The organism is Embleya scabrispora DSM 41855 (assembly GCF_000372745.1).
GTDB lineage: Bacteria > Actinomycetota > Actinomycetes > Streptomycetales > Streptomycetaceae > Embleya > Embleya scabrispora.
In genome coordinates, this window is the sequence record NZ_KB889662.1 from 92,608 (window position 1) to 105,005 (window position 12,398).

Sequence of the window (12,398 nt, forward strand, 5' to 3'; positions counted from 1 at the left end):
GTGCCGCCCGGGCGCATCGCACGCGGCGGGCGGAAAGGCATCGGCCCGGCGGTCGGGTCGGCTCTGTCGCCGTCCCCGATCCCGCCGGGCCGATCACCTTGTCGGAGTCCGAGCACTCACGTGCGCCGTGCCGGATTCGCGTTGTCGTGTGGAGAGTTCGCAGCCGCGTGATGCACGGATGGGCGCGGATCGCGCGAATCAGCCGCCGCAGCCGCCGCCACCACAGCCACCACCGCCACCACAGCTGCTTCCCCCGCCACAGCTGCTCCCGCCGCCGTCCCCGCCGCTGCCGCCACCGCTGCTGCTGCCGCCGTAGGCCACCAATGCGGTCCTGGCGTCCGGGTCCGGGTGTGCGGCCATGCCCAGGCAGGCCACCGTGAACAGGCCCGCCAACGCGCCGGCGCCGAGCAGGGCCCCGGAGCTGCGGTCCGCGCGCAGCTGCGTGGTCAGCTCGCGCAGTGCCCTGCGGCCGGCCCTGGTGACCCGGAACGGCGTACTGACCACGCCCGTCAGGATGAAGGTGAGCACGATCAGCGGGATCAGGAATCCGATCGGCCTGCCGTGCGCGATGCCATTGACGAACCGGGCGATACCCACCAGCCCGAGCACCAGCATCAGCCGCGGCGGCACCTTGCCGATCCGCCGGGCCAACCGGGAGTGCACGAGTCCGCGCTCGACCAGGCTGCCCTCGATCTCGGCGAGCATGGTGCTGCGTCGCCAGACCCGCAGCAGCGCGAGCCGGGTGCCCCGGGTGGTGCGCACGCAGTCCATCACGGCCGCCGCGACCGGGTCGGTCGGCCGCGATCCGGTCGCGGCGGTGACCTGACCGGCGCGCTGTACGTGCACGTATCCCTCGGTGATCAGCGAGGCCACCGCGGTCTCGGCGACCCGGATGGGTCCGCCCGCGAGGTAGGCGGCGTCGTACGCGCCGAGCGGTGCCCGGCTCGCCTGACCTCGGATCGCCCAGGCCATCACGATCCGCAAGACGATCGCGAGGACGATCAGACCGGCGAGGATGCCGCCGTAGAGCTTGAGGAATTCGGGACCGGTCAGGCCCCACGCGGTGCCGTTCATGCGACGTCCCTCCCGATGGTCCGACTCGCGGCTTGCCGTGTCTTGTTCGAGTTGTTCGGCTTGTTCGGTGTTCGGCTTGTTCGGTGTTCGGCTTGTTCGGCCTGATCCGGAAGGTAGCAGCGGGTCGTTCCACCCGGTCAGAGGCATCTCCCTACGTTCGTACCGAGGCCGCCACCGAGGCTTTCGTCCGGCCCCTCGCCGCGGCCCCCTCGCGTGTCCGGCCGAGCCGATCGCCGTCCCACTCAACTGACTGGTCGTCAGAAGGCCGCCCGGGCCATGCCGGCTCCGCACGCGGGTGCAGGATGGTGGTACACCCGTACACACGTGCCGTTCCGCCTTCCCCGAGGAGCCCGTCATGACGGAGGCTGTCCGTCCCCAGCCCACCACCACCGCGGAGGACGAGGTCGTCGACCTGTGCCGCGATCTGATTCGGATCGACACGAGCAACTACGGTGACGGCTCGGGTCCGGGAGAGCGCGCCGCCGCGGAGTACGTCGCCGAGAAGCTCGCCGAGGTCGGCCTCGAACCGCAGATCTACGAATCCGAGCGCGGCCGGGCCAGCACCGTGGTCCGGATCGAGGGCACCGACCGGTCCCGGCCCGGGCTGCTGATCCACGGCCACTTGGACGTGGTCCCGGCCAACGCCGCGGACTGGACCTACGACCCGTTCGCGGGCGAGGTCGCGGACGACTGCGTGTGGGGTCGCGGCGCGGTCGACATGAAGGACATGGACGCGATGGTGCTCGCGGTGCTGCGCGACCGGGTGCGCACCGGCCGACTGCCCTCGCGCGACATCGTGCTCGCCTTCGTGGCCGACGAGGAGGCCGGCGGCCTCTTCGGGGCGCGGCACCTGGTGAACAACCACGCCGACCTCTTCGAGGGGGTCAGCGAGGGCATCGGCGAGGTCGGCGGGTTCTCCTTCACGGTCAACGACGATCTGCGGCTGTACCTGGTCGAGACCGCCCAGAAGGGCATGGACTGGATGCGGCTGATCGTGGACGGCACCGCCGGGCACGGGTCGATGATCGCCAAGGACAACGCGATCACCGAACTGGCCGAGGCGGTCGCCCGGGTCGGTCGACACAAGTTCCCGATCCGCGTCACCAAGACGGTGCGGGCGTTCCTGGACGAGATCTCGGACGCGCTGGGCATCGAACTCGACCCGGACGACATCGAGTCCACGATCGAGCGGCTGGGCCCGATCGCGAGCATCATCGGCGCGACCATCCGCAACACCGCGCAGCCGACCATGCTCAACGCCGGATACAAGGTCAACGTGATTCCCGGACAGGCCACCGCGCACCTGGACGGCCGGTTCCTGCCGGGTTTCGAGGACGAGTTCCACGCCGAACTCGACGCGGTCCTGGGTCCGCGGGTGCGGCGGGAGACGGTGCACACCGACCAGGCCCTGGAGACCGGCTTCGACGGCGCGCTGGTCGAGGCCATGTCGGCCGCACTGCGGGCGCACGACCCGGCCGCGCGTGCGGTGCCGTACTGCCTGTCCGGCGGCACGGACGCGAAGTCCTTCGCCGATCTGGGCATTCGCTGCTTCGGCTTCGCACCACTGAAGCTGCCGGCCGACCTCGACTTCGCGGGCATGTTCCACGGCGTCGACGAGCGGGTTCCGGTGGACGGTCTCAAGTTCGGCGTACGGGTGCTGGACCACTTTCTTGACAACGCATGAGCCTTGACAACGCATGAGCCCCGACAACGCATGAGTCTCGACAAGGCATGAGCCTCGACAACGCCTGGGTGCCCGGCGCGTGGTCGGGTCCGGGAGCGCTCCCGGCACCCCGGCTGCGCGCCGGCCCGGCCGCCGAGGCCCGGCATTCCCGGGATCGAGCCCGAACGGGTGAATACCTCGGTCGACGCGTAGCCTCCGCCGGATCCCCTCGTTTCCCCTTGTGCGGCGCGCAAGCGCGTCGTGGTGTCGACAAGGAGGACGAAAGAATCATGAAGAAGATGGGCAAGGTCGCGTTCATCGTCGCGGCCGGCGGTGGAATCGTGCTCGCCGGCGCCGGTGGCGCCATGGCGGACTCCGAGGCGCAGGGTGCGGCCGTCGGCTCCCCCGGTGTGCTCTCGGGCAACAACATCCAGGTTCCGATCCACATCCCGATCAACCTGTGCGGCAACACCGTCGACATCATCGGTGTGCTGAACCCCACCTTCGGCAACACCTGCATCAACGCCTGATCCAGGCCCACACGCTCGTTGGCGTGCGGACGGCCCCGAGACCTCATGGTCTCGGGGCCGTCCCGCTGTGTGGTGACCCGGGCTCGGCACACCTCCGCCGGGTGGCTCGCCGGCGCTCCGCGGGCACGCCTCGGCCGACGACGCCATCGTTCAGTCAAGCGCTCGACCGGGATGAAAAGTATCCAAAAGCGATCAATACCTGGTTGCAAAATGGATCCCGAAACTCAGCCGAACGAGCGAATCGATCCCGCTTCGGTGACCTCCTGTGTCGGCTCTCGTTGACGTCCGTGCGGGGTCATCGTCCCCCGCCCCTCGCGAGAGAGACACAGGGGTACTTACATGCACCAGTTCGCAAAGAAGGGGCTGTTGGTCGTCATCACCACCACGGGCGCGCTCGCGTCCGCGGCGGTAGGCGTCGCCAACGCCGGCAGTGCGGCCGATGGCGCGGCCGTCGGTTCCCCCGGCGTGGCCTCGGGCAACAACATCCAGGTCCCGATCCACGTTCCGGTGAACGTGTGCGGGAACACGGTGAACGTGATCGGCGCCCTGAACCCGGCGTTCGGCAACAACTGCGTGAACGCGTCGCACCCCACGCACCCTCCGCAGAACAAGCCGCCGACCCACAAGCCGCCGACGCACAAGCCCCCCACCACGCACCCGCCGACCAACCACCCGCCGACCCACAAGCCGCCCACCAAGAAGCCGCCGACCACCGGTGGCGTCAGCGGTGGCACGACCGGCGGGACCACGGGCGGCACCACGGGTGGGATGGCCGGCGGCAACGCCGGTGGGTCCACGGGCCGCGCCGAACTCGCTCAGACCGGTTCGAGCGCGCTCAAGGTGGCTCCGATCGGCGCCGCACTGCTGCTCGGCGGCATCGTGTTGTACCGGCGCTCGCGTCCCGCGCAGGACTGAGCACCGTCTACACAGCGCATGAATTCGAGGACTGCTCGCCCCTGGGAGGACAGGGGCGAGCAGTCCTCGTCGTTTGACGGCCCGTCACATGGTCCGCACCTGTCGGATGATCCGGCGCCGCAGGACCACTCGTCGGCTGCCGTCGCCGCGCAGGAGCAACCGGTCCAGCTCCCAGTAGCCGTACTCGGCCTGCTCGGTCAGGATGCGACACGCGTCGGTCCGGGAGGTGCCGCGCGGGATGTCCAGTTGCCGAAACTCGTATTCCGCCATGTTTCCGTTCCCCGGCGGCCGCGCAAAGACGCGGTGACCGGCCTTTTGCCGACTCTCCGACTCCGCCATCAGTGAACCATTGTGCGCGCGTGGGGGTCTTGCGGATAACGTCACCCCATGACCGGTGTTGCGCAGCCCACGCCAGAGCAGGTCCGTGCCGCCGCGGACGTTCTCAAATCGGCGATCGACGACCATTTGGCCGCCGTCGAAGCCCGCCAAGGCGAGAGCGACCCGGCCGTGTTCGCCGCGTACGACGCGCTCGCGGCCGCCGCCGAGGCGTACGACGAGTTGTTGTACGACGCCTACGACGAGGTCACCCCGTTCGAGGTGCCGAGCAGCAGTGAGGAAACCGAGTACGAGGGCCCCACCAACCCGGAGGCGGTCACCGTGCTGATCCGCCGGGACTACGCGATCAAGGACTTGATCACGCTCGTCGACCACGCCCGCCGGGCCGACGCCGAGGCCGGCGACGCGGAAGCGCCGGCGTCCCCGCGCGACACCGGCACGGACAGCGCGTCGAGCGCGGTCGCGGTGCTCTTCGACGTGTACGACCCGGACGAGATCGCCCAGCGCGCCGAGGAACTCGGCCTGGAACCTGGCGATTCCACCCTGTGGGTGTCGGCGATCGAGCCGACCGAGCCGGGTGAGTGGCTGGACGCCCCGTTCGACGACGCGGATCCGCGCAGCATCATCTATCGGTTCGAGACCAGTACCGCGTACGAGGACGACCTCGAGGCGCTGGAGCGGGACCTGCACTGACCGATCGACCGAGCCGTCGGCGGATCCCCGCATCACCCGTGTCGACCGAGTGCGGCGGCGGCCCCGAAGGGTCGCCGCCGCACTCGTCGTATCTCCGGCCGAGGCGTGGGCCCGCAAATCGGCCACTGCGACACGACCCCGCCGAGATCCGCCGGACAGGGCCTCAGTAGCGCAGTGCCAACGCGATGCCGCCGGCGTCCTTCAGCGTGTCGTCCGGCACGAAGACCACCTTGCCGTCCGCCTCCAGCGTCGCCTCGACCACGGTGTCCACGATGTCGTCCTCGGCTCGGCCGGCCAGTACCGCGTCCTCGGCGTGCGGCCCGGTGAGCACCTGGAGCGCGATCTCCCCGGTCCGATCGACCGTCACCAGTCGACCGGTCACCCGCAACCCCTCCTCGACCACCAGCAGCGCGCCGCGGCCGGCCCGGGCGGGCGCCCACACCTCCTGAATGCCACCGGAGTACCGCTTGCCGCTGCGCGCGTCGTCCAGTACCCGCAACGCGGCGGCGGTCGCCTCCGCGGCCAGCGCGGTCCGCGCCGGCGCGAGGATCTCGGCGAACTGGCCGGGCGTCGCCTCGCTCACGCCGCCGACCTCCAGCTCGGTCTCGGCCAGGTGCGCGCCGTTGCGGGCGCTCTCCCGGAACGCCTTCACCTGCGGTCGCAGACCGACCAGGACGACCTTGTCCTCGCGTCCGGCGAGCGCACGCGCCAACTGCTCGTCGGCCTCGTTCAGCAACCGCCGGAAGTCCTCGCTCACGCCCAGGCCGCCGCCCTCGCGCGTGGGCGGCCCGTCCCGCTCCGGACCGGCCGAGGTGATCGGGAAGCCCCCGTCGCGGACCTCGTGCACCTCGTCGCCGCGGCCGTGCCACAGGTGCACGTCGTGCTCGCTCAGCACCAGTGCCCAGTAGGGGGTGAGTCGTTCGGCCGCGGCCACCAGGTTGCGGGTGAGGTAGGTGGTCGCCAGCACCACCCGCTCACCGACCGGCGCCTGCACGGTGAAGGCGAAGTGCTCGTCGGCCGAGGCGTAGAGCACCAGACCGTCCAGGAAGTGCTCGGGATCCAGCTCGGCCGCCGCCGCCTTGAGCCGGTCGACGGTCTTGATCCGGGCCTCCCGGGCCACCTCCGGATCCGCCGCGAGCCGCTTCTCCGCCTCGGCCAACACGTTCCGCAGCCGGATGTGGTCCTGCTGGTTCTCCGGGCGGCGCCGGTGCGTGGGCAGCGTCAGGGACACCGCGGGATACGCGCGCGGGCGGCGCAGCTCGGCGAGCAGTTCCGGCGACAGTGCGGCGGTCGTCATGCGGTCTCCTGGCGTGCGTTCGGGCCTCATGGCATCGACAAACACAGCGTCCTATGCCCGATTCGACACGGAAATCGCATCAATCACCCGACCGGCCCGCAGCCGGCACCGCGCCCTCGCCGCGCCGCACGGTGATCACTCTGCATGGAACGGTTGTTGACGGTGAGTCAGGAGGGACCCTAGGTTGATCCCCGTTGATCCCCCAGACGCAGCATCCATGGAGACCCAGGGTCTGCCCGACCCAGGTGGGCCCATGCGAGGAGCGACCACCGTGCGATCCGTGCCCACCCGGCAGGCGGCCCTGTTCGCCGCGTTGACCGGACTGATCCTGACCACTGCCGCGTGCGGCTCCGACGACGGCGCCGGCGGCTCGGCGCGCGGCTCGATGACCGTCCTGGTCACCCAGGAGGCGCGCAGCCTGGACCCGATCGTGGCGAGCCTGTCCCAGATCACCGGTGGCACCCAGGCCGCGGCCGTGTTCGACGTGCTGCTGTGGATCGACCCGAAGACCGGTCGGGCCCAACCCCAACTCGCCGAGAGCGCGACCGCGGCGGAGGGCGGTCGGGTCTGGACGTTGCGACTGCGGCCGGACCTGAAGTTCTCCGACGGCACCGCGCTGGACGCCGAGGCGGTCAAGTTCAACTGGGAGCGGCACGCCGATCCGGCGAACAAGTCGCTGCAGGCGCGCGTGGTCGCCGGGCTCGGCATAGCCGCCACCGACAGCCGGACCCTGAAGGTCACGCTGCCGGCACCGAACGCACACTTCGACAAGGTGATCGCGCACAACCTCGCGTTCATCGGCTCGCCCACCGCGATCCGGGCCGACCCCAAGGGCTTCGGCGCCAAGCCGGTCGGCGCCGGGCCCTACCGGCTCAAGAGCTGGGTACGCGACCAGCAGATGATCCTGGAGCGCAATCCCAAGTACTGGCAGGTGGGGGGCCGGCCGCCGCTGAAGGAGTTGACCCTCAAGCCGGTGGTCGACCAGACGCAGCGACTGGCCATGCTGGCCGCCAACCAGGCCCAGGTGCTGACCACGGCTCAGGCCAAGCTGCTCGGCGACGCCCAGAAGGCCGGTCTGCCGGTGCTCACCGAGGGCAAGAGCGGCGGGTTCATGACGCTGTTCAACACCAGCCGGCCGCCGTTCGACGATCCGCGTGCGCGGCGCGCGTTCGCGTTGATCATGGATCCGGCGGCACGCGCGAAGGTGGTCACCGACGGCACCGGCAAACCGCTGAGCACCTTCCTGCGCCCGGGTTCGGATTTCGCCGCGCCGGAGGCGACGCTGCCGTCGAACAACCGGGTCGAGGCCCAGCAGCTGCTGGACGCGCTCGCCGCCGAGGGCAAGCCGCTGGCCTTCACGTACAGCACCTACAACAGCCCGGGCTCGCATCTGACCGCCGAGTACTGGCTCGCGCAGGTGGCCGACATGAAGAACATCACCATGAGGACCGAGTTCCTGGAGGGCACCCAATACCTCCAGAAGGTGCAGATCCAGCGGCAGTTCGACGCGGGTGAGTTCGTGTTGTCCTTCGACGACCCGGAGCCGGTGTTGTACAACTTCCTGCACTCCAAGGGCCAGGACAACCACATGCAGTGGAGGAACCCGGCGGTGGACCAGGCGCTGGACCAGGCGCGGGCCACCACCGACGCGGCGACCCGGCGGGCCGCCTACGCCGTGGTGCAGCGCGAACTGGTCAAGGACGTCCCGATGTTCGCCTACGAGCAGGCATTCACCGCGGCGATCCGGGCGAAGGACGCGAAGGTGGGCGACCTGACCGTGTTCGAGGACGGGCTGATCATGTTCGACCGGTTGGGTCCGGCGTAGCCGCGATGGCTCGGGGCTCGACGGCCGGAGCGGAGCCCGCCGATTCGGGCGGGATCGGCACGGCCGTCGGGCCGGCGGGCTCGGGAATGCACAGGCACGCGACGAGCGCGCAGCCGGCCACGACGCCGGCGATCACGAAGACGACCATGTAGGCGTGCAGGGTGGGCAGCACGTGGCCGCCGACGGACATCGTGTACGACGTGAGCACCGCTGCCACCACCGCGCTGCACACGGCCTGGCCGATCGTGCGCATCAGCGCGTTGATGCCGTTCGCGGCGGCGGTCTGCGCGGCGGGGATGGCCCGGATGACCAGCATCGGCAGCGCCGAGTAGCACATCGCCGTGCCGGAGGCGACGACGGTCGCGCCCATGATGATGCTCCACAACTCGTGGCTCGTGAAGATCCGCACCACGTAGCCCAGGCCGAGCAGGATCGCGCCGACGCCGAGGCAGAACCTGGGCCCTCGGGTGGCGGTCAGCCGGGTGGAGATCGGCGAGAGCACGACCATCATCACCCCGCCGGGCAGCAGGCACAGGCCGCCGATCGCGACCGAGACGCCCAGTCCGTAGCCGCTCTCCTTCGGCGTCTGCACCAGTTGGGCGGTGGAGAGGCTGTTCGCGTAGAACGAGAAGCCGATGAACAGCGCGGCGATGTTGGGCAGGAGCACCGCCGGTCGGGCGGTCACCCGAAGGTCGACCAGCGGGGTACTCACCCGCCACTGGTGCATCCCCCACGCGAGCACGATCAGCACGGCGGCAGCCGACAGGCTCAGCGTCCGGGTGCTCGTCCAGCCCCAGGCGGTGCCCTTGGACACCGCGAGCAGCAGGCAGACCAGGAACGCGGCCAGGCCGAGCGAGCCGACCACGTCGAACCGGCCGGGACTGCGCACCGGCGATTCGCGGACGACCAGCACGACCAGGCCCAGGACCAGCAGGGCGAGCGCGGTGGCGCCCCAGAACATCGCGTGCCAGTCGGCGTGGTCCACGATCAGGCCCGCCAGCGGCAGGCCGACGGCCGCGCCGATGCCCAGCGTCGAACTCATCATCGCGACGCCGCCACCGACCTTGGCCGGCGGCAACTCGTCGCGCAGGATGCTGATCCCCAGTGGGACGACGGCGGTGGCCATGCCCTGGAGGGTGCGGCCGACGATCAGGACGCCGATGTCCGAGGTCAGCGCGCACATCACCGAGCCGATCGAGAGCACGCTCATCGCCACGACCAGCATGCGCTTCTTGCCGAACATGTCGCCCGCCCGGCCGAGGAGCGGCGTGCACACCGAGCCGCTGAGCAGGGTCGCGGTGACCGTCCAGCTGACCGTCGAGGCCGAGCTGCCGGTCAGCGCGGGCAGATCCGGGAGCAGCGGTACCACCACGGTCTGCATGAGCGCGGCGACGATGCCACAGGAGCCGAGGACCGGTACCAGAAAACGTCGTCGCGGGTCCTGCGGGGTTGAGGCGGGGCCGGCCACGGAACGCGCTCCAGGGTGGGGAGGGGATGGTCGGCCCCACCCTAGGGATAGATGTAGAACACATCAATCGCCTTCGCGCATCTTTGCCCGCCACTTTCCGACGCGGCCCCTAGGCCGCGCGCCCGGTCTGCTCGGGCTGCCCGCCGTGCTCGGGCTGACCGGTCCGCTCGGCGCGCAGCGAGGCGCCCACGTCGTGCATGTGGCCCAGTGCCTGTCGGTAGGACCGCACCAGGCTCGTCTCCAGATAGGGCACGCCGAGCCGGTCGCAGTGCGCGCGCACGATCGGCTGGGCCTTGCGCAGGTTCACCCGCGGCATGTTCGGCACCAGGTGGTGTTCGATCTGGTAGTTCAGCCCGCCGAGCATCCAGTCGGTGACCGGGCCGCCCTCGACATTGCGCGAGGTCAGCACCTGACGCCGCAGGTGGTCCCACTTCACGCCCGGCTCGGGCGCCGGCATGCCCTTGTGGTTGGGCGCGAACGCCATGCCCAGGTGCAGGCCGAGCAGCGCGTGCGTGACCAGGACGAAGACCAGCGCCTTGACCGGCGACATCGCGATCAGCAGCACGGAGAGGTACACGGCGTAGTGCACGGCCAGCACCGAGCCCTCCTCCAGGCGCTCGCGCGGGGTCCGCTCCTTGAGCGCCATCAGGCCGGTGACCTTGAGGTTGAGCCCTTCGAGCAGCAGCAGCGGGAAGAACAGCCGGGCCTGGTGCCGGGTCAGCCAGCCCATCAGGCCGGTCCGCCCGGCGGTCTGGTCGGCATCCCAGACCAGCACACCGGCCGAGACGTCGGGGTCCTTCTCCAGGTGGTTCGGGTTGGCGTGGTGCTTGTTGTGCTTCGCGTTCCACCACCCGCAGCTCATCCCCATCAGCAGGTTGCCGTGCAGCAGCGCGAGCAGGCGGTGCGTACGGGCGGTGCGGGCGATCTGCTGGTGGCCGGCGTCGTGGCCGACGAAGGAGGCTCGCGTGGTGAACAGCGCGACCGGAACGGCCATGGCGAGCTGCCACCACGAGTCGCCGACCCACACGACCGCGGCCCAGGAGCCGAGCAGGAAGAGCAGGTTCAGGCCGATCATCCGGGCGTACCAGGCGGTGCGCCGCTCCAGCAGTCCGGCCGCCTTGAGGTCGGCGAGCAGCGGCGCGAAGTCGCTGCCTCGACGCGGCGGCGGAGATACCTCCGGATTGTCCAGGGTGGGTGCGGTCAAGGTCATGGGACGTCCCGGTATCTGGAAGAAGGGTGGTCGGCTGAGCGCGGTGGCTTGGCGCCATCTCGACGCTATTGACCGCCCGTCCGAGGGACGATCCGACAAGCCCCCCTATTGCGGGGGCAGGCTGCGCCCCCCGCCAGGGGGGTGGAGCACCATGGACACGCGCGGCGCGATCCGGTATGGGCCGGCACGGGTCTGGGCACCGTCGCCGCGTTATTCGAACTGTCGCATCTTGATCGGGGTGCCGGCTACCCGTTCCGCCGGCGAATATCCCGGAATCGACCGACCCGTACCGTCGCGCCGCCGACGTGCCGACGCGCCGCACACCGCACACCGGCCGACACACGCTTGAACACCCGCGACGCTCAGTCCGAGTCGAGCGCCGCCTCCTCGCCGAGGGCGGCCCGCAGCGCCACCGCCTGGTCGCCGATGCAGGCCAGGAACGCGCTCACCGCCGGCGTCGGCGTCCGGTCCGCCATCAGCGTGGTGCCCACCGTGCGGCGCACCGACTCCAGCGGCACCGGCAGCACCGCGAGCCGCTCGTCGCCGGTGACCACGAGCTCCGGCAGCGCGGCGATCATGTCGGTGGCCAGCAGCAGCGCCCGCACGGTCAGGATCGAGGTGCACTCGACCCGGTCGGCCGGCAGCGGCAGCCCGCTGCGGGTGAACAGCTGGGCCAACTCGCTGCGCAGCGCCGTCTGTTCGAGCGGCAGGATCCAAGGATGCGCGATCGTGTCGGCAAGCACGCGCGCGGTTTCCAGAAGCGGGTGACCGCGCCGGACCACCAGCCGGATCGGCTCGCGATACAGCGCGGTCTGCCGGACCCGCCCGGCGTCCTCGGCCCGGCCGAGCCGGCCGACCACGACATCGATCTCGCCCGCGAGCAGTTGCGGATACAGCACGTCGTAGGTGGCCTCGCGAACGATCACGGTGATCCCGGGCCGGTCCCGCTTGAGCGCGGAAACCGCGCGCGGCAGCAGCACGCTGGTGCCCGCGAGCAGCGTGCCGACGGTGACCGTACCGGTCTGTCCCTCGCGCAGGCCGGCGATGTGGTCGCCCGCCCGGCGCACCTCGGCCAGGATCACCCGCGCATGGGCGACCAGGGCATCGCCGTAGAGCGTGGGGCTCATCCCGTGCGGGCCCCGCTCGAACAGCGGAACGCCGACCATCGTCTCCAACTCGCGCAGGGTGCGGGTCGCGGCGGGCTGGGTCAGGTGCAGTGCCTCGGCCGCGCGGCTGACTCCCCCGTGCTCGGCGATCGCCGTGATCAGGGTCAGATGCCGAAACTTCAGGCGTCCGTCGAGCAGGTCCACGCAGGCTCCCGTGCCGGTTCGGTGCTGCGTACCGGGCGGGCACGCATACCTGTTTGGTGATGCAGTGGCGCCGGATC

Annotated in this window: 11 protein-coding genes; 5 read left to right on the plus strand and 6 right to left on the minus strand. The window is 70.6% G+C overall.

Translation table 11 applies throughout. From position 1 onward, the window contains the following. Positions 1–198 precede the first annotated feature (198 nt). Positions 199–1,074, minus strand: coding sequence for a TIGR04222 domain-containing membrane protein (locus A3IC_RS62350; protein ID WP_020551217.1), 876 nt, complete (start codon positions 1,072–1,074; stop codon positions 199–201). Positions 1,075–1,429: 355 nt separating this feature from the next. Here A3IC_RS62350 and A3IC_RS0116830 point away from each other — a divergent pair, with 355 nt between their 5' ends. The 3 genes from A3IC_RS0116830 to A3IC_RS0116840 all read left to right on the plus strand — a co-directional run bounded on the left by A3IC_RS0116830 (position 1,430) and on the right by A3IC_RS0116840 (position 4,182). Next, complete coding sequence (locus A3IC_RS0116830; RefSeq protein WP_020551218.1) at positions 1,430–2,758, plus strand: M20/M25/M40 family metallo-hydrolase; 1,329 nt, start codon at positions 1,430–1,432, stop codon at positions 2,756–2,758. A gap of 269 nt (positions 2,759–3,027) precedes the next feature. Next, positions 3,028–3,267, plus strand: coding sequence for a chaplin (locus tag A3IC_RS0116835; protein ID WP_020551219.1), 240 nt, complete (start codon positions 3,028–3,030; stop codon positions 3,265–3,267). A gap of 339 nt (positions 3,268–3,606) precedes the next feature. Then, on the plus strand, positions 3,607–4,182 hold the full coding sequence (locus A3IC_RS0116840; protein WP_020551220.1) for a chaplin: 576 nt from the start codon (positions 3,607–3,609) through the stop codon (positions 4,180–4,182). 84 nt (positions 4,183–4,266) lie between these two features. Here A3IC_RS0116840 and A3IC_RS0116845 read toward each other — a convergent pair whose 3' ends face one another. Then, positions 4,267–4,452, minus strand: a complete 186-nt coding sequence (locus A3IC_RS0116845) for a DUF5703 family protein (RefSeq protein ID WP_020551221.1) — start codon at positions 4,450–4,452, stop codon at positions 4,267–4,269. 117 nt (positions 4,453–4,569) lie between these two features. Here A3IC_RS0116845 and A3IC_RS0116850 point away from each other — a divergent pair, with 117 nt between their 5' ends. Further along, positions 4,570–5,211: a hypothetical protein gene (locus tag A3IC_RS0116850; RefSeq protein ID WP_020551222.1), complete on the plus strand. Its 642-nt coding sequence runs from the start codon at positions 4,570–4,572 to the stop codon at positions 5,209–5,211. A gap of 163 nt (positions 5,212–5,374) precedes the next feature. Here A3IC_RS0116850 and A3IC_RS0116855 read toward each other — a convergent pair whose 3' ends face one another. After that, the gene (locus tag A3IC_RS0116855) at positions 5,375–6,508 is read right to left on the minus strand and encodes a baeRF3 domain-containing protein (protein WP_020551223.1); all 1,134 of its coding nucleotides are present in this window, start codon (positions 6,506–6,508) and stop codon (positions 5,375–5,377) included. 271 nt (positions 6,509–6,779) lie between these two features. Here A3IC_RS0116855 and A3IC_RS0116860 point away from each other — a divergent pair, with 271 nt between their 5' ends. Then, a complete protein-coding gene (locus A3IC_RS0116860) occupies positions 6,780–8,333 on the plus strand; it encodes an ABC transporter substrate-binding protein (protein ID WP_245599322.1) in 1,554 nt (517 codons plus the stop codon). On the opposite strand, the gene A3IC_RS54905 is transcribed toward A3IC_RS0116860, so the two are convergent. From A3IC_RS54905 to A3IC_RS0116875, 3 genes are all read right to left on the minus strand, one after another. Beyond that, a complete protein-coding gene (locus A3IC_RS54905) occupies positions 8,305–9,714 on the minus strand; it encodes an MFS transporter (protein ID WP_020551225.1) in 1,410 nt (469 codons plus the stop codon). The two genes, A3IC_RS0116860 and A3IC_RS54905, sit on opposite strands and share 29 nt — an antisense overlap. A 196-nt stretch (positions 9,715–9,910) precedes the next feature. Next, on the minus strand, positions 9,911–11,011 hold the full coding sequence (locus A3IC_RS0116870; protein WP_020551226.1) for a fatty acid desaturase family protein: 1,101 nt from the start codon (positions 11,009–11,011) through the stop codon (positions 9,911–9,913). 362 nt (positions 11,012–11,373) lie between these two features. Next, the gene (locus tag A3IC_RS0116875) at positions 11,374–12,321 is read right to left on the minus strand and encodes a LysR substrate-binding domain-containing protein (protein WP_020551227.1); all 948 of its coding nucleotides are present in this window, start codon (positions 12,319–12,321) and stop codon (positions 11,374–11,376) included. Positions 12,322–12,398 lie beyond the last annotated feature (77 nt).

Excerpts from the sequence above, each read along its gene's own strand:
- A3IC_RS0116855 (WP_020551223.1), bottom strand. The coding sequence starts at position 6,508 with ATGACGACCGCCGCACTGTCGCCGGAACTGCTCGCCGAGCTGCGCCGC.
- A3IC_RS54905 (WP_020551225.1), bottom strand. The coding sequence starts at position 9,714 with ATGCAGACCGTGGTGGTACCGCTGCTCCCGGATCTGCCCGCGCTGACC.
- A3IC_RS0116845 (WP_020551221.1), bottom strand. The coding sequence starts at position 4,452 with ATGGCGGAATACGAGTTTCGGCAACTGGACATCCCGCGCGGCACCTCC.
- A3IC_RS0116830 (WP_020551218.1), top strand. The coding sequence starts at position 1,430 with ATGACGGAGGCTGTCCGTCCCCAGCCCACCACCACCGCGGAGGACGAG.
- A3IC_RS0116850 (WP_020551222.1), top strand. The coding sequence starts at position 4,570 with ATGACCGGTGTTGCGCAGCCCACGCCAGAGCAGGTCCGTGCCGCCGCG.
- A3IC_RS0116870 (WP_020551226.1), bottom strand. The coding sequence starts at position 11,011 with ATGACCTTGACCGCACCCACCCTGGACAATCCGGAGGTATCTCCGCCG.
- A3IC_RS62350 (WP_020551217.1), bottom strand. The coding sequence starts at position 1,074 with ATGAACGGCACCGCGTGGGGCCTGACCGGTCCCGAATTCCTCAAGCTC.
- A3IC_RS0116840 (WP_020551220.1), top strand. The coding sequence starts at position 3,607 with ATGCACCAGTTCGCAAAGAAGGGGCTGTTGGTCGTCATCACCACCACG.
- A3IC_RS0116835 (WP_020551219.1), top strand. The coding sequence starts at position 3,028 with ATGAAGAAGATGGGCAAGGTCGCGTTCATCGTCGCGGCCGGCGGTGGA.